Here is an 18,104-nt window from a genome sequence, read left to right as displayed (position 1 = left end):
AGATTTTGAAAGATTTTTTTGCTTTAAGATAGATTTATAAATCCATCTTAAAACAGCTATCATAAGACTGTGTTTTAGAAATTAAAAGTTTTTTTGCTTTTCCATAATCTTTTTTCCCAGAGCCTAATTTTGGAATCTCATCTACCATTTCATAAGAAGATGGAATCATTAATTTATTATCAAAGGCTTTTATCACTTTTGTTTTTAACTCTTTTATTTCTTCTTGATTTAGTCCTGATATAAGTACAATAACTTTTTCACCTTTTTTTTCATCAGGCGCTGTAGTTGCTACATATTCCACTTCTTCTTTATCAATTAGAAAGGATAATTTTTCTTCAATAGCCCCTAAAGAAACCATTTCACCTGCAAGTTTTGCAAAACGTGAATACCTATCAACAATGCTTAAGAAACCATCACTATCAAACTTACCTTTATCGCCTGTAACATACCAAGATTTACCATCAATACTTTTTATAACAGAGTTTGTTTTAGCTTCATTGTTTAAATAACCCTTCATAATTTGAACCCCACCAATGAGTACCATTCCTTCTTCCCCAATATCTAAAGGTTTAAAAGTATGAGGATCAACTATTTTAATAGAGGTTCCAGGAAGTGGCATTCCTACTGTTCCAATTTTATTACCCACTTGTAAATCAAGTTCAGGGGTTAAAATATCAGGCAAGTTACAAGCAGCAACAGGCGAGGTTTCGGTAGTTCCATAACCTTCAATAATGACTTTTCCAAATTTTCTTTTAAAATCATCTCTAACTTTTTGGGATAACTTTTCAGCACCTGCAACGGTATACCGTAAAGATTCAAACATTAAAGGATGAACTTTTTTATTCATAATATACAGTCTAAAAAATGTTGATGTTCCACACATAACTGTTGCTTTATATTTATTAACCAATTTCCCAACTTCATAACCATCAGTAGGATCTGGATGAGCCACTAATTTAATACCTTCAATTAAAGGGAAAAAAGTAGTAACACAAATACCAAAAGCATGAAATAAAGGCAAAGAACCAACAACAGTATCATCATCATTTACATTAAGTACAGAAGCTATTTGTTGCGTGTTTCCTAAAATATTCATATGTGACAGTTCTATTCCTTTAGGACTGCCTTCTGAGCCAGATGAGAACATTATAAGGGCATTAGATGAAATAGGTACTTTTTTAACGTGTAAGGCTTTTAAAAGCATGGCAGGGAAGATTTTGACAGATAAAAAAGTCATCAAGCCTGATATTTTTTTAATCTCAAGTTTTAAATCTTCTAAATAAAATACTTCTACTTTTTCCAATAAAGGATCCAAATTCATTCCTCTCTCTTTTAGTTTTTGAATGAATTTTTTAGAAGCTACCACAGATTGTATTTCTGCACTAGCAATACATTTAAGCAAAGATTCCACATCAGCCGTATAATTAATATTAACTGCCGTTTTTCCTAACATTAAAACAGAAGTGTTAATAAAAGCACCTGCAGCAGAAGAAGGAATTAAAAGTCCAATATTTTGACCCTTAATTCTTGTTTTAAGTAGATTTTTAAATAAAATAGCAACCGTTAAAAACTTATATCCTGTTAGTTCCATTCCCGTAGAATCAGCAACAATAAGATTATTTTTAACTTCTTTCATGGTATTAAATATTTCTTCGGGAATACTTTTAAGTACTTTTATATGCTCAGTCCATGACTCAATAGTTAAATCCATTACCCTATGTTTAACATAATCTGCTTTTGCTAATTCTTTAGGAATTTTTTGGGAAAAAGAAACAGTAACTATATTTGTACGATACGATTCAATAAATTTTTTATTTGCACGTGAAAACATAGATTCCCATAAACCTCTGATATAAAAAACATGCACATTTACATCTTTTGTTGTTTGTTTTAAAATAAGTTCAAAACCTTTTTTAAACTCTCCTAAATGACCATTTCTAGTAATTGTACCTTCGGGAAACAATACAACTACATTTCCTTCATCTAATTCTTTTGCAATTTGATTAATGCTGCTTTTGCTAGAAGTTGATGAAATAGGTAACACTTCAAAAAAGTTTAAAAACCATTTTAAATACCACTTATTATAAATACCTTTATCCATTACAAACTTGATATCTCTAGGCGTCGCCATTTGAATAATAGCCCAGTCTAACCAAGAAACATGGTTCCCTAAAAGAAGTAAGCCCCCAGTAGAAGGGATATTTGAGATACCTGTAACTTCTAATTTATATTTTAAACCAACAACAAATTTAACAAAAAAGTGAACCATAGATAAAGGAAGTTTTTTTACCGTATAAATTGCGCCAAGTATTGTTAAAATCAATAATAAATAAATAGTACTTTTAGGGTTTAAACCATTAAAAGAAACAACTGTTGTAAGAACTAAAACTAAGACCATAAATAAAGATTGAAAAAAGTTACTTCCAGCTAGTACCGTACCTAGTTTTTCAAATTTAGCATTAAATTGTAAGAGAGAATTTAGAGGAACAACAAATAATCCCCCACAAACACCAAAACCAAAAAAGACAAGCGCCAGTGAAAAAGAAGAATCAACATTTACACTTAAATATATCATTAAACATAAACCTGCTGCTGCTATTGGGATACTTCCCGTTTCTATGTAGTTTTTTGAAATTCTTGTATATAAAAAAGATCCAAAAGCAACTCCAAAACCTGCTGCTCCAAGAATTGCGTTAATCACAAATACACTGGTAATATTTAAATATTCTTTTGCATAAGCAGGAAATACAGCCAACATTCCTTGAGAAATAGCCCAAAAAATGGAAATTCCAAAAATAGATAATAAAAGTACTCTTGTATTTGTAATCTCTTTTATATTCTTTTTTAAAAGTTTGGCTTTAAAATAATCATCTCTGTTAAAAACAATCTTTTTATCCACTTTAAAACCAGTATCTATTTTCTTTAAAATTAAAAAAGAAATACTAAGTTCAAACAAAGCAATAAGAACAATATAATAAGTCAGTGGCAAAAATTTATTTAAAAGCTCATCTTTAGAAGAAATTAAATCATAGGAATTAATTCCGTATAAGGTTTCAAAAATATAAGAAAATAAACCCATAGTAAATAAAATTGCAATCATTGAAATTGATTGCACAAAAGAATTTCCTAAAGATAAATTCTCTTTTTTATAAATACTTATAATAATTCCAAACTTAGCAGGAGAATAAATAGCACTTTGAATGGCCAATAAAAATATTCCAAACATTGCTAAATTAAAGCTTCCTATAGCATAGGCAATTACCATAAATATTGATAATATAAAAGACGAAACGGCACCATAAACTAAGACATTTTTTTTATCATATTTGTCACTTAAAAAAGCAGATATTGAGAAAAAAAGTAAAAAAGGTATCAGTATTAATGCATTAATTATTGAAATTAATACAACTTGTTCACTGCCATCAAAAATTTTGAAAGCTATGTTTTGTAGTAGAATTTTATGCGAAATATCAACAGCAACATTACAAAATATTACTGCTAAGAAAGCAAATTTGAGTAGTTTTATATTCATGTAGGTCCTTAAAAAGGATATTCTACATAAAGCATGCTTTATTATTTATGATGATAATCTCTCTTAGAAAAAATATAACTTCTTTCTAAGTTATGCTTTTATTTTTTTTATAATAGCATCCAAAGAAAAAATAATTAATGCCAACCAAATAAGTGCAAAAGTAATTAATTTATCAAAATTAAATTCTTCATTATATACAAAAACCGCGAGTAAAAAAGCACAAGTAGGTCCTATGTATTGAAAAAATCCAAGCGTTGAAAGTTTCATTCTTGTAGCAGCCCCATTGAATAATAATAAAGGAATAATAGTAGCTAATCCCCCAAGGGTTAACATAAAAGTAATATAGTCACTTTCATTCAAAAATGCCATGCTGTTTGTATTAATTAAATACAGTATATAAATAATTGCCAAAGGCATTAACATTAGTGTTTCAACAAATAAACCTACTATTGAGCCTACGTCAACCTTTTTTCTAATCATTCCATAAAAAGCGAAAGAAACAGCCAAAGATAAAGAAACTAAAGGAAGTGTTCCTAAGGCAATAATTTGATATAAAACAGCTAAAAATGCAATTACAATGGCAATATTTTGATTTCTCGTCATTCGTTCACCAAAAAATATAAATCCCAAAGCAATGTTAATAAGTGGATTAATGTAATAACCAAGAGAAGCTTCCATTATTCGTTCATTTGCAACTGCCCAAATAAAAATAAGCCAATTAATTGATACAAAAAAAGTAGAGTACAACAAGTATTTCAATTTATTCTTATTTTTTAATAATAATTTGAGTACTTCTGTTTGTTTAGTAAGATATACCAAAGGTATTAAAATAAGAAAGGACCAAACAACTCTGTGCATCAAAACTTCAAGCGCAGTAACCCCTCCTACTTCTTTAAAATAAATGGGAGATACAGCACCCCAAAATAAAAATGCAAACACTGCAAATATATAACCTAATTTTTCTTCTTTCATATACTTCTCTTTATTTAAATTTGTTTTTAATGAAGTAACTTTTTAAGTGTAGTACTGTTGTTAATTTCATCTTTAATCCAAGGAGATATTACAACTTTTTTACTTAAAGTATTTTTGATTTCATTAATATATTTAACTTCATTTAACGCTTTATGTTGCAATACTCTATTACTCGTTTTACACAAAACAAAACTTCTGTTAATTACCCAAGCATAAGGTGTAATACCCGCTCTTTGTAAATCTTCTTGTAATGCTTTTGCTTCATGTGTGGGAGTAGCTTCGGCAAGTGCTAATAAAAGTATTTTTGTAAACTTTTTATCTTTTAATAAAGGAATCAATTGTATTAGATCATCAGAATTTTCATTCTTTACATTTTTAGACAGTTCTTTATGATACGCATTTGAAGCATCTAATAACATTAAAGTATGTCCTGTTGGTGCCGTATCTAAAACAACAAATCGCTCTTTTGCTTTATTAACGGTAGATGCAAAAGCTTCGAAAATTGCAATCTCTTCTATACAAGGCGAATTTAATTCTTCTTTTAATAAAGCCATATCATCAGATGAGAGTTTGTTTTCATTTTGTTTAATTACTCTGCTTATATGTTTTTGTGTTTCATATTTTGGATCAATTTTCTCAATAATTAAATCTTTTGTATTATTGTTTTTTATATAATCCAAGTGAGCAGCAGGATCTGTGGTTGACAAAGTTACTTTATGTCCTAGAGAAGAAAGTTCATAAGCAATCAAGGAAGCAATAGAAGTTTTACCAACGCCTCCTTTTCCCATAGTCATAATTAAACCACTTTTATCTTTTTGAATATCATTTAATAAATCTTTCCAAGATATAGTATCTTCTAAAGCTTCATTTATTTTCTCTTCAAAAGAAATAAGTTCAGCCATATCTTCTTTCATTGCTTCATTGTTTATAACAGCTTCTAAAGATTCTAAACCAAGAACGCCTTGGGGGTAAAAACCAATTTCATTACTCGATATATTTTTTAAATTTTCTGGCATAACAGCTAATGCTTCTTTTGATTTTTGGTAAAATGCCTGCGCGATTTCATCACTTGAATCTTCTTTAAAAACACCATTTATTAATAAATGTTGCTTCTTCATTCCTTGTTCATTTAATTCTTTGCTTGCTTTACTTACTTCTAAAAGGGATAGTTTTTCAGCTCTGCTCACCAAAATCAACAAAGTTTTTGAGCTATCTTTTAAATTATCAACCACTTGTTCATAAAGTATCTTTTGCTCAACTAAGCCAGACACGGGTCCTAAACATGAAGATCCCGTTTGATTATTAGCAATAAAATCTTTCCAAGCACTGGGAAGATTTAACAATCTCAAAGTATGACCAGTAGGAGCAGTATCTAAAATAATATGATCATATTGTTTTATAATATCATTATCTCCAACATATTTAGAGAATTCATTAAACCCAGCAATTTCTACAGAACAAGCTCCAGATAACTGTTCTTCCATTTGATTTATTGCCTCTTTTGGCAATAAATCTCTATAAGGACCTACCACTTTTTCTTTGTATTCATTTGCTGCAATTACAGGATTAATATTCATTGCAAATAAGTTTTTTGTATTATTAATTAAAGAAGGTGTTGAGCCTAATTTGGTATCTAAGACTTCGTCTAAATTAGAAGCAGGATCAGTAGAAATCAACAATACTTTTTTATTCATTTTACTTAAAGCTAAAGAAATAGCACAAGACATAGATGTTTTTCCAACCCCACCTTTTCCAGTAAAAAAGACGAACTTAGGAATATTCTTTAATAATTCTTTCATCTTAAAGCTTAGCTACAAAAGAAGATAAACCAAGTTTAGCACTTAAGCTAGGAACACTTGGATATTCTTTTGATAGAATTAGCTCATCGTCTAAGAAAAATAATGGTAAACACGAAACACCTTCATCCTGTAAAAGTCTTGAAACACTTTTATTTAATACATACTCTGCTGGATTAGTTGTTAAACTATATCTATTAACTTCAAAGTTTTTTTTGTTTAATGAACTTAAGAAGTTTGCTAATTGCAAAAGTGTAACATCAATGTCAGTTCCACACACACCTGTGGGACAACACATAGCAGGATCATATATTGTTAAGGTTTTACATTTCATCATTATTTTAGTGCTTCTATTACTTTAGGTAATAACACTTCTTCAATATCATTATACGTTTTAACAAAAGAATCAAAAGAGGAACCATCGGGATCTTCAAAACCAACATGAATTGTTTTTACTGCTTTTGGGAAAATAGGGCATGTTTCTTTAGCGTTTGAGCATACAGTAACTACTAAATCATAAGCATTATTTATAACAACATCCAACGTTTTGGAATAATAAGAATCTAACCAGATTTTTTTTTCTTTTAATAATTTAATCGCATTTGAATTGACTTTTCCACTTGCTTTTACTCCTGAGGAATCAGCGCTATAACCATCTAAGTTAGCATTAATTAAAGCTTCCGCAATAATACTTCTACACGAATTCCCTGTACATAAAATTAATATTTTTTTATCTGTGTTCATTTTTTTCCTTTTATTTATAAATTAATAACTATAAGCCAAAGCAAGTAATACGATTAGTAACACAGGTGGCGTTATAATAAATCCAAATTTACTGTATTGTAAAAAAGAGATATTAATTCCTTTTTTTGCCAATACATGTAACCAAAGAAGTGTTGCTAAAGAACCAAAAGGTGTCATTTTGGGTCCTAAGTTTGAACCAATAATATTTGCATATACTAAAGCCGTATTAGGTATATTTTCCAAAGCTATATCCATAATCATAATGGTTGGCATATTATTCATAATGGCTGATAAAAATGCCGATAAAAAACCAGTAGCAACAATAGCAAATACATCACCTTGGGATGCTATGTTTTTTAAAACTACTTCTAGGTAATCCGTTAAACCAGCATTTTTCAAACCATACACAACAATATACAAACCAATAGAAAACCATACAATTTGCCATGGAGCTTCTTTTATAATATGTAGGGGTTTAACACTTTTAAATGCTGTTGCAATAAGTAAAAATAATAATCCTCCCCCTAAAGCAAATACACTTACTGGTAAATCATAAATATCACCAATAAAGTATCCCACTAACAATACAAGTAAAAATACCCAAGAAATATAAAATAATGTTATGTTCTTAATAGCTGTTCTAGGTTCTTTTAATAAAGAAATATCAACTTCTTTAGGTATATCTTTTCGTAAAATTAACCATAAAAAAACTATTGAAGCTACAACACTAACAAGATAAGGAACAATCATAATACTTAGGTATTCCATAAAACCAATATTAAAATAATTTGCGGTAACAATATTAGTAAGATTAGAGAAAATAAAAGGTAAAGAAGCAGAATCAGATATAAATCCCCCTGCTAATAAAAAAGCAACAATACTTTTCATATTAAGTTTTAGTATTTTCATTTTTGCTAATAAAATAGGCGTTAATATTAGTGCTGCTCCATCATTTGCAAAAATAGCAGAAACAAAAGCCCCTAATAAAATAGAATAAACAAACATTTTGTGTCCATTTCCATTCGATACTTTTGCCATTTTCAAAGCACACCATTCAAAAAAACCAATTTCATCTAAAACCATAGATAAAATAATGATTCCAATAAAACTTAAGGTGGCATCCCAAACTATAGAACTAACAATTAGTACATCCGAAAATGATACCACTCCTAAAAGTAAAGCAACAATTGCCCCAATAACAGCAGATGTTCCTATTTGAAGATCTTTAGGTTGCCAAATAACAAAAATAAGTGTTATTATAAATAAAGAGGAGGCAAGTATCATACTCTTCCTTTTTTACTTGTATTAGACATTGTCATCTTCAAAAGTATCCACACTTTTTAAGACATAAATATACGTATCAACTTCAAACTCATCATATCGTTCAACACAGACTTCAAGACGTTCGAATTCATCCCCTTCAAAAATATCAAGTTTTTCCCAATGATTTATCAAGTTACTAGAATAGAACAAAAAACCATGAATAGTATCTCTGGTCTCATCTAAAGTAATACCAGGATAACCCATAGAAGCAGACCAACCTTGATCTTTTAATTTTCCTCTTACTGTTGCAGGTACAAACTTTCCTACAATTTCTTCTAATACATGTCCATTGGGACAATTAGGCATTAATGTTCCATATACAAATAAACAATCTTCCATTTTTTTCCTTCTATTTTATGATGTTTTACAATTTTTTTTAAGTTTTGGTAAATCTAATTCTAAATACATAATTTCTTTTATGCATTCATTTCTAAATTGATCTTGAGGAGAACGTATTTCATAAAAAGCCCATCGTCCTTCTCTTTTTACGCTTAGAAATCCTGCTTCTTTTAAGATTTTTAAATGCCTTGACAAACGTGATTGAATCATATCAAAGGATATTTCTAAATCACAAACGCATAATTTCCCATGAAGATTTATAAATTGAAGGATTTTTATTCGAGTAGGATCGTTTAACGCAGCAGTAGTTTTTAAAAACACATCCATCTTCATCCTTATAATTTAAGGAAGTATAACCAAATATTTATTATATATCAAGATATGTTGATATATAGATGTAAGTTTGTAAAGTGCATATGTTTGTTTATTTTAGCGCTGTATAAATCTCTTTTGTTTAATACAAGAGTACTTAACTTTTAGTAGCCCTCTTCTTGCCATTTTTCAAGTACAATATTTTTCTTATTTTTAATTTTTTTCTCTAAAAAAATCCTAAAAGCACCTGCTAACACTTTACATTCTAAAATACACTCAATATCTTTTTCATTACGAGTAAGGTGTGCTTGATTAATAAACTCTATATTAATATCTTTATGAGGTCTTAATATAAGCTCTAAGGGTTTATCTTGGTATAAATAACCTTCTTTTATCACTCTAAAATAAAATCCCGTTTTAGCCTCTTTTACAACAAGAGACGTGAGTTTTTTAATATTTAAAATAGAAGATATTTTCCAACATGGTTGTCTGGGTTGAGATACTTCTACAATCAAACTTCCATTTGAATATTGATCCCCCAAACAAATATCTTTATCATCCGTATTAGAAAGAGTAATATTCTCGCCAAAAGCACATAAGGGTAAATCAATATTATAGGTCTTTTTAAAATAAGCATAATTCTTTTTAGAATAAACACAAATGGCTTTATCAAAACCTCCGTGATGTCCTTTATCTGTTTGAGTATCATTTTTTAATCCTAAAAAAGTAACAAAAACCTCTTCAGTAATTGGCTCTTTTTTATAAGAACTTTGATATTTTTTTCCCTTGGTATCTTTTATATCTTTTATTTTTCCTGCAAAGATATTTTCAATACTTAGGCTTTTCATTTTTCATCCAAAAGAAGAATACGTTTTGTCATTAAGTCATGTTCCCATTCTTCAAAAAACAAACAGATTTTTTTTGATACGTTATAATTTAGATAAACAAAATAATAAGTAATTTTAAGTAATAAGTGTTTCATTTGATTTCCTTATAAAGAGTTTACAAAAAATAAAACAGGATAAGAATAGCAAAAAGCTACAATAGATAGGATAAATTGTACATATTAATAAAACAAGCCAAAAGCTTGTTTTATTAAGTTTAGTCTTTTAAGTCAGCTAAAATTTTAGCTTTAATTGAAGGTACTGTAAATCCAAAGTGCTCGAATAATTCAGGAGCAGGTCCAGAAGCACCAAAAGTATCCATTCCATATACAACATCAGCAAATCTATAATATTCCAGCGCACGTCCCGCTTCAATAGCAAATACTTTTGTATTTTTATCAATTACACTTGAAATGTATTCTTTATCTTGTTCTATAAATAAATCATAACAAGGAACAGAAACCACATTAGCTAAAACACCCTCTTTTTCTAATTCACAAGATGTTTGTAACGCTAACATTAATTCACTTCCAGAAGCCATAATAGTAATACTTGCATTGTCTCTTTTTTTAAGCAAATAAGCACCATTTTCAACATTTCCAAAAGCTCTTTCATTTTTAAGAACTTTTAATCCTTGTCGTGAACATACAAATGCACTAGGAGCATTCAGCGTTAAGGCTTTTTTCCATGACTCTACATTTTCAGTAGCATCAGCTGGTCTAAAAACATAAAAATTAGGTAAGGCTCTAAATTGAGATAAGTGCTCAATTGGTTGATGTGTTGGTCCATCTTCACCAACACCAATTGAATCATGAGTCCAAACGAAATGTTGAGGAATAGAAGCTAACGCTGCAATTCTTGCTGCTGGTTTTAAATAATCAGAAAATACAAAAAATGTTGCGGAAAAAACTCTGAATAAACCATATAAATTCATAGCATTACAAATAGATGCCATAGCATGCTCTTTGATTCCAAAATGCAGATTCTTACCATGAGGATAATCTCCCATGCCTTTTAATTCTGTTTTATTTGAAGGTGCTAAATCAGCTGATCCACCCATAAAACCTGGTATTGCAGCTGCAATTGCATTTAAAATTTTATGATTGGAATCTCTTGTTGCAACAGAAGTATCTGCTTCAAAAGAGGGATATTCAATACTAGAAAAATCAGGGTTCGTATAGGTTTTTATTTTAGCTTTATCTTCTGCATTTAAAGAAGTATCCCATGCAGATACAAGATCTTGACCACTTTTTGTTTTATCAAAAGCAGCTTTTACATCAGATGAAATTACAAATTTTTCCAAAGGATCAAAACCAGCGTTTACTTTCGAAGCTGCTATTTCATCATCTCCAAGTGGTGCACCATGAGTATGGTGTGAACCTTCCATCGTTGCAGCACCTTTACCAATAGCAGTATTTGCTTTAATTAATACAGGTTTTGTAGCTGCTTTTGCTTGTACAAATGCTGCTTCTATTTCTTCAAAATTATGTCCATCTATTTCAATTACTTCAAAATTAATAGCTTTAAAACGTGTAACTACATCTTCATCCCAAGCAATAGATGTATCGCCTTCAATTGTAATATTGTTTGAATCGTAAATAATTACTAAATTGTCTAATTTTTGATGTCCTGCTGTTGATGTAGCTTCATAAGATAAACCTTCTTGTAAATCTCCATCTCCACAAAAACAGTATACTTTGTGATTAATAACATCTTTTCCTAAAACATTTTGAGCATATTTAGAAGCCATTGAAAAACCAACCGCATTTGCAATACCTTGACCTAAAGGTCCTGTCGTAATTTCAATACCATGAGTATGACCAAATTCAGGATGACCTGGAGTTAAAGAGTGTGTTTGTCTAAATTGTTTCATATCATCAATACTTAAATCAAAACCCCAAAGATGTAATAATGAATAAATTAAAGCACTTGCATGCCCGCCTGAAAAGACTAATCTATCTCTATTTAACCATTTTGAGTTTGTTGGACTGATATTTAAGTGAGTACTTAATACTGTTGCGATATCAGCTAAACCCATAGGTGCACCTGGGTGTCCTGAGTTTGCTTTTTGTACCATATCAGCTGCTAAAAACCTAATTGTATCAGCTTGTTTTTGAAGTAAAGACATATGAATCCTATTTATGAATAATTTTTTGCGATTATACCCAAATAAGCCTAAAAAGTGAAGTTATTTATAGAAGGCAAGTGCCTTCTATAAATCCACATCAATATCATTATCTATAAATATTTTTATATGTGAGTTGGGTGAAAAAGTACTCTCAAAGACTTTAAATTCTTCATCATCAATGATTTCATTTTCTTCTTGTTTTACCCATTTTAAATCACTGTCTTGCAAAGATATACTGTTTTCATTTTCTCCAAAAATTATATATTCTTCTTCATCAGCTAATAAGACACCTTTTAAATCAACATTTTGATTATTTAAAGCCATTTTATCAACTTCAGGTTCTACTTTTGCAGAAACCAAATCAATATCATCATCAAGAACTAAATCTTTTGCTTCTATTTCAAACCAAACATCAGCTGCTTCTTTTTCGTTTCCATCATTGTCTAAATAGCTTGATTTAAGACCAATAACATTACCATTTGATGTTTCATTACTAGTAATAGTGCCTAAAGATATTTCAGAAACATTTGCTTCTTTAAGACCCATTAATTCACCTTCATCAGTAATACCATCTGAATTTGAATCTTGCCAAATTTTAAGTTCAGAAAAAGCATCATCATCTGCATTAATAACGCCATCTTCATTTGAATCCAGTTCTCTTAAAGCATCATATCCATCACTGGCTTTTGTTCCATCTTCTTTAATTGTTTCTTCACCAAATAATTCAGAGGCATCATTAATAATTCCATCATTGTTAATATCTCGAACCAATAAACCATCATCAGCTCCAACCCAACCAGTAAGATCAATATCTCCATCATTATCAATATCAAATTTCACACCATTTGCTAAAGATATAGTTTCAATACCATCATTGTCTAAATCAAGAATAATAGGTGTTGAATACGTACCGTCAACAATTGCATCTTTTAACTCAACTTCTATATCTGTAATATTAACAATTTCTTGATTGTATGTACTTTTTACGTTAAATGAAACCTCAAGCTTTCCTTCTTCGTTTAATACACCCGTATAGGTTTTGGATTCATTCCATGTATTATTTGAATCTGTATAATGATTGTATGTCAAGGTTTCTTCTTCTACATCATTAATTGAAATAATAAACTTATCAACCGTTATTGAAGATGCAGTTTCCGCATTATCCCAGCTTCCTGTAGCAGTAGAATCAAATGTTAAAGTAACTGTTTTTCCTGCGTTTAATACTCCAAAATCAAATACTTGTGTTTCAATATCATCAGGTGCATATCCATAAGCATGCCCATCACCATCATTACCAAGATTTACAATATCACTACCTTCTTTAACAATATCCATCGTTGTTGTACTGCTCTCAATTGAATCTGTTGCAGTACTTGTATCTCCATTACTTTCTCTTGTAGTAACACTTCCTTCTATTGTATTAATTTCACTGCTGCTTAAAGAACTCCCACTAATCAGTATAATAGATGCTTGTACACCTGTTTGCACTTCTATTGAAACTCTTCCATCTTCAATACTTAATTCATTTCCATTTGAATCTTTAACCATACTTACATTATTAGGAATAAGAATACTTACTTCAGATAAAGTCTCATTTATGTCTTCTTGTGTAGCAAGAATAGAAATAGTAGTTTCATATGTCACTTCTGATTCATTAAAAACGCTGCTATCTCCAATAGTTTCACCATCAGAGAATTTAAAGTTTTCAAAGTTTTTAAGTTTGTTTTGAATTCCATTTACATTATTGTCATAATCTGCTTTTGTATATGAGCCTAATACAATTGAATCTATTCCAGAACCACCATCAATGTCTTTGTTAATTGCACCATTGATCGTTATCATATCATTGCCAGATTCTAATTTTATTTTATCAGTCGTATTACCTTCTATGTAAACTCTATCATCGCCAGAGCCTGACTTAATTTCTTTATTTACATTCCCGCTTACAACTAGGGTATCATCACCTGCCTCTAGCTTTATTTTTTCATTTGTATTGCCTTCAATGTAAACCGCATCATCACCAGAGCCTGTCTTAATTTCTTTATTTACATTCCCACTTATAGCTAGAGTATCATCACCTGCTTCTAGCTTTATTTTTTCATTCGTATTACCTTCTATATAAACCACATCATCACTAGAACCTAATTCCATTTCATTATTTAAATCACCATTTATAATAATAGTATCATCATTTAATTCAATTTCCTTGATTTTATCCTCTATATTACCCATTCCTTTTTCAACATTGTAACTTACCACTTCAATATCAAGTGTAACCTTACCTGCAAAATCAGCCAATGTTTTATCACTAATTTCATAATTAAGATGTAATACTAAATCATCAAAATCAGCATCTCCTAGATTAGGTAAATCTTCAATCTTAATAGTTGTTCCACCTTGTCCATCAGAAGTAAACACAAAATGATCTTTTCCATCGCTATTAAAAACAGGGTTATCATAATACACAGGAAAAGATGAAGCAGTTCCATCTATTAATAATACAGGCGTTGAACTTGTAGTATCAAAAGTAATTACACTGTTTTCATCAACAGTATCATCTGCATTATAACCAGCAATTATAAAGAATCCATAGTTTGTATTAGGATTTAAATCACTTAAATGCGCCCCAGAATTCATTCCATTTTGATTATCCACAACTATGGTTGCTTCTCCTATAGGCTTTCCATTCTCATCTATTTCATAATATCCAACCACATTATCATATCCAGCTCTCTCACTTACAAAAGTAAGATCATTATTAAGACCTGTAACATTAATATTTAAGGTTGTTTCACTTATTCCCCCATTTCCATCACTAACTACAATTGGCACTAAGATATTTGCATACTGTCCTTCATTTAAAGAATCATATGAACTTGCATCAAAGGTATAACTTCCATCTGTATTTACAATCAATCCATTTGGTATATCAGCACCAGCTTTAATAGTAAAACTTAAAGTATCCCCTTCTGCATCACTTGCAGTAATTTGACCAACTAAGGTTCCGTCCTCTACTACTATTTGTGTAGATAAAGCATCAATAACAGGTGCATCATTAACGCTGTTTACTTGTACTGTAACCGTTGCAGTATCACTTTTCCCATTTCCATCACTAATGGTATACGTAAAACTAGCAACCCCTGAATAATTTTCTTCAGGGGTAAAAACAACATTTCCATTATCATCTAAACTAACTGTACCATGTGTGTTAGTACTAGCCGTCACATTTGTAATTGTTATTGTATCACCATTGGTATCTGTATCATTTGCCAATAAATCTGAGGCTTGAATAATAAGAGACGTATCTTCTTGTGTTGTAATATCAGAAGCCACATAAGTAGCATCTACGTATTGAATAGTAAAGTTTGAATTTATATTTGCATTTAAAGAAAATTCAATACTTGAAAAAGCTACCCCTACAGTAAAAGAGTTAGTCATTACAGAAGCATCATCATCTTGTTGTAATTCTCCGCTTGCTACTACATTTCCATTATTATCATATGCTTCCCATGTTGCTTTTGCATCTGCACTATGAGTACTAACAAAATGGCCCCCAAGTCCAGCTAATCCAATTTCTGCACCTGCCAAAATAGTTCCGCCAAAATCAATTGTTACGGTTTCATTTTGTTCTAATTGTGCATCATTTCCACCTACGGCACCTATACCAACGCCTTTTTGATTATCTAAATCATCATCCATAAATCCAATAGATGTACTTGATCCATCTCTTGTTGCACTTATAGTGATTTCATTTCCATTTTCTGTTGAGTAGGTTAAAGAACCATCTGTATTTTGTGCTCCCCACTGAGAGATGCTTCCGTCTTCTTCTTTTGTTCCTAAGAAAACACTCTCTTGTATTGTATTATCATCTACTGCATCAGGAGCTACATTGTATGAAGTAAAGACAGCACTTGCTACATCATAAGTACCATCTTTAAATTCAATTGTTTCTACATTTCTAAGCTCTGTAACATCGCCTTTTCCGTCATCATTACTATCGCTTTCAATCGATTCTGTTACAATTACATTTCCAGTTGAATCAGTCGTAATCGTGTATTCTTCAATATCTTTTCCAAAAGAAACAGTATCTGTTCCATCTCCCGCATCTATTACTAAGGAATCATTTGTATCATCGTTATTACTAGTCACATATCCATTTTCATTCGTTCCAGATAATACATCATCTGTATTAATTCTATCATTTCCAGATCCAGTCATTACATAATCATCACTTGATTCAGTATTAATATTAGACGAAGACCCATGCCAATAATGTGTGCTATTTGTTTGCGCTGTTGTATTCCCAACACTGTCTGTTTCTGTCACAGAATAAAATTCATTATCATTAACAGGTGTTCCACTTTGATTTTCAATTGAAAGATTCCAAGTACCATCAGATTGAACTTCTGTTGTCCCAACTGCATCTCCATCCTCATTATAAAGGGTAACAGTATTTCCAACTTCAGCTCCCGTACCTTTCATAGTTACACTTGAATAATCACCCTCATTATCAACAATATCAGTAATTTTTAAATCATTTATATCAGGTGCAGTTGCATCTATACTCAAACTATCACTAGCAGATGTTTGATTTCCTTGCCCATCACTTCCTTTTATTGTAGCTGTATAATTTCCATCAGCTAAAGCATCTACTGCTGGAATAGTAAACACCCACGTTCCATTTGATTCAGGTGTAACATTGTAATCTTTTCCATTTACACTTAAAGTAAAGTCTCCATCTGTATTTTGTGAAGTTCCACTAAATGTTGGAGTATCGTCATTAGTTAAGCCAATATCATTAATAGAAATTTCTGGTAAATCTCCTGAAAGTACAGTTTCAGCGGTAAATGTACCATCATTGAATTTGAAAACCTCTGTGTTTCTTACAATGATAGTATCACCTGTGGTATTGATATTATCAACAATTACAATTTCGCCCTTATCATTTATACTAATAGTAAAGTCTTCTCTATTTCCACTTAAAATAACAGTATCTGTTCCATCTCCACCATCAAAAACAATACTATCATTTACATCATTATCATTAAAAGTAAAAGTATCATCACCACTACCTGCTAATGCATAATCATCAAAATCATCACTTTGAGCATTATTCCAAGTAAAGGCATTAAAATGAACCGCAGGTGTTTCAGCTGTTACATTACCAGCAGCATCAGTTTCTGTTACTTTAAAGAATTCATTATCATTTCGAGGAGTGTTTTCTAAATTTGTAATATCAAAACTCCAAGTTCCATTTTCTAATACAGTTGTTGAACCTAAATAATTATCATCTTCATCATAAAGTTTAATTGTATTACCAGCTTCATCTGCTGTACCACTCATTATAATCTCAGAATGATCTCCATTTGTATCAACAATATCTGTTATTTTTAATTCATTAATATCAGGTGCATCTGCATCTACTGTAAGAGCATCATTTGCACTTACATTGTTTCCTTGTGCATCACTTCCTGAAATAGTAGCTGTATAATTTCCATCATCTAAAGCATCTTCTGCTGGAATAGTAAAGCTCCATGTTCCATTTGCTTCTGGTGTAACTGTATAGTCTTCTCCATTTACATTTAACGTAAAGTCGCCATCTGTATTTTCAGAAGTTCCACTAAATGTTGGAGTATTGTCATTTGTCAATATAGTATCATTGATAGTAATTTCTGGTAATACATCTGTATCTACTGGGTCAATGCTTATTGAACCTGTATCACCTGTACTTGATGCTGCACTTACTTTATAATCTGGTAAATCTCCACCGTCATTTACGATTTTTGCACCAGCAGTTGTTAATGTAATAACACCTGATGTTGGATCGATTGCATAGTTTGTTGTGTCATCTATACTAAATGTGATTGTTGAATTATCTGGGTTTGTAGATTCCGCATCTCCCACTATTGTAGAAGTTGTTGCTGTCCCTTCAGTAATTGAAGCTAATTGAGAATCAACTGTTACAGTTAAGCCATCATCTACATCTGTTGTATTGGTTGGGTCAATGCTTATTGAACCTGTATCACCTGTACTTGATGCTGCACTTACTTTATAATCTGGTAAATCTCCACCGT

General features: G+C 30.7%; 12 protein-coding genes. All 12 read right to left on the bottom strand.

Annotated elements, in window-relative coordinates:
- Nucleotides 1–34: 34 nt before the first annotated feature.
- Nucleotides 35–3,532 carry an MFS transporter gene (locus tag HRT41_15580; GenBank protein ID NQY25442.1) on the bottom strand — a complete coding sequence of 1,166 codons (3,498 nt, stop codon included), beginning with the start codon at nucleotides 3,530–3,532 and terminating at the stop codon, nucleotides 35–37.
- A gap of 90 nt (nucleotides 3,533–3,622) precedes the next feature.
- A complete protein-coding gene (rarD, locus tag HRT41_15575; GenBank protein ID NQY25441.1) occupies nucleotides 3,623–4,504 on the bottom strand; it encodes an EamA family transporter RarD in 882 nt (293 codons plus the stop codon).
- A 26-nt stretch (nucleotides 4,505–4,530) separates the two neighbouring features.
- Nucleotides 4,531–6,303 carry an arsenical pump-driving ATPase gene (gene arsA, locus HRT41_15570; GenBank protein NQY25440.1) on the bottom strand — a complete coding sequence of 591 codons (1,773 nt, stop codon included), beginning with the start codon at nucleotides 6,301–6,303 and terminating at the stop codon, nucleotides 4,531–4,533.
- Nucleotide 6,304: 1 nt separating this feature from the next.
- A complete protein-coding gene (arsD, locus tag HRT41_15565) occupies nucleotides 6,305–6,637 on the bottom strand; it encodes an arsenite efflux transporter metallochaperone ArsD (GenBank protein ID NQY25439.1) in 333 nt (110 codons plus the stop codon).
- Nucleotides 6,637–7,044 carry an arsenate reductase ArsC gene (locus tag HRT41_15560; GenBank protein ID NQY25438.1) on the bottom strand — a complete coding sequence of 136 codons (408 nt, stop codon included), beginning with the start codon at nucleotides 7,042–7,044 and terminating at the stop codon, nucleotides 6,637–6,639. The genes arsD and HRT41_15560 overlap by 1 nt, the downstream gene beginning before the upstream one ends.
- A 21-nt stretch (nucleotides 7,045–7,065) precedes the next feature.
- Entirely contained in the window at nucleotides 7,066–8,328 is a 1,263-nt protein-coding gene (locus HRT41_15555) for an arsenic transporter (protein NQY25437.1), read from the bottom strand.
- A gap of 21 nt (nucleotides 8,329–8,349) precedes the next feature.
- Nucleotides 8,350–8,706 carry a gamma-glutamylcyclotransferase gene (locus tag HRT41_15550; GenBank protein ID NQY25436.1) on the bottom strand — a complete coding sequence of 119 codons (357 nt, stop codon included), beginning with the start codon at nucleotides 8,704–8,706 and terminating at the stop codon, nucleotides 8,350–8,352.
- 15 nt (nucleotides 8,707–8,721) lie between these two features.
- Nucleotides 8,722–9,033, bottom strand: coding sequence for a winged helix-turn-helix transcriptional regulator (locus HRT41_15545; protein NQY25435.1), 312 nt, complete (start codon nucleotides 9,031–9,033; stop codon nucleotides 8,722–8,724).
- A gap of 149 nt (nucleotides 9,034–9,182) precedes the next feature.
- Nucleotides 9,183–9,866 (bottom strand): MOSC domain-containing protein, encoded by a 684-nt coding sequence (locus tag HRT41_15540; GenBank protein ID NQY25434.1) that lies wholly within the window; start codon nucleotides 9,864–9,866, stop codon nucleotides 9,183–9,185.
- Nucleotides 9,863–10,000, bottom strand: a complete 138-nt coding sequence (locus tag HRT41_15535; protein NQY25433.1) for a hypothetical protein — start codon at nucleotides 9,998–10,000, stop codon at nucleotides 9,863–9,865. The genes HRT41_15540 and HRT41_15535 overlap by 4 nt, the downstream gene beginning before the upstream one ends.
- A 119-nt stretch (nucleotides 10,001–10,119) precedes the next feature.
- A complete protein-coding gene (tkt, locus tag HRT41_15530) occupies nucleotides 10,120–12,036 on the bottom strand; it encodes a transketolase (GenBank protein ID NQY25432.1) in 1,917 nt (638 codons plus the stop codon).
- 78 nt (nucleotides 12,037–12,114) lie between these two features.
- On the bottom strand, nucleotides 12,115–18,104 hold a 5,990-nt coding region (locus HRT41_15525), incomplete at its 5' end, for a tandem-95 repeat protein (protein NQY25431.1).

This window comes from Campylobacteraceae bacterium (assembly GCA_013215945.1).
GTDB lineage: Bacteria > Campylobacterota > Campylobacteria > Campylobacterales > Arcobacteraceae > NORP36.
The sequence above is the reverse complement of the archived record's forward strand: the minus strand, read 5'-3'. Positions and strand labels throughout refer to the sequence as shown.

Excerpts from the sequence above, each read along its gene's own strand:
- HRT41_15580 (NQY25442.1), bottom strand. The coding sequence starts at position 3,532 with ATGAATATAAAACTACTCAAATTTGCTTTCTTAGCAGTAATATTTTGT.
- rarD (NQY25441.1), bottom strand. The coding sequence starts at position 4,504 with ATGAAAGAAGAAAAATTAGGTTATATATTTGCAGTGTTTGCATTTTTA.
- HRT41_15540 (NQY25434.1), bottom strand. The coding sequence starts at position 9,866 with ATGAAAAGCCTAAGTATTGAAAATATCTTTGCAGGAAAAATAAAAGAT.
- HRT41_15550 (NQY25436.1), bottom strand. The coding sequence starts at position 8,706 with ATGGAAGATTGTTTATTTGTATATGGAACATTAATGCCTAATTGTCCC.
- HRT41_15545 (NQY25435.1), bottom strand. The coding sequence starts at position 9,033 with ATGGATGTGTTTTTAAAAACTACTGCTGCGTTAAACGATCCTACTCGA.
- arsD (NQY25439.1), bottom strand. The coding sequence starts at position 6,637 with ATGATGAAATGTAAAACCTTAACAATATATGATCCTGCTATGTGTTGT.
- arsA (NQY25440.1), bottom strand. The coding sequence starts at position 6,303 with ATGAAAGAATTATTAAAGAATATTCCTAAGTTCGTCTTTTTTACTGGA.
- HRT41_15535 (NQY25433.1), bottom strand. The coding sequence starts at position 10,000 with ATGAAACACTTATTACTTAAAATTACTTATTATTTTGTTTATCTAAAT.
- HRT41_15555 (NQY25437.1), bottom strand. The coding sequence starts at position 8,328 with ATGATACTTGCCTCCTCTTTATTTATAATAACACTTATTTTTGTTATT.
- HRT41_15560 (NQY25438.1), bottom strand. The coding sequence starts at position 7,044 with ATGAACACAGATAAAAAAATATTAATTTTATGTACAGGGAATTCGTGT.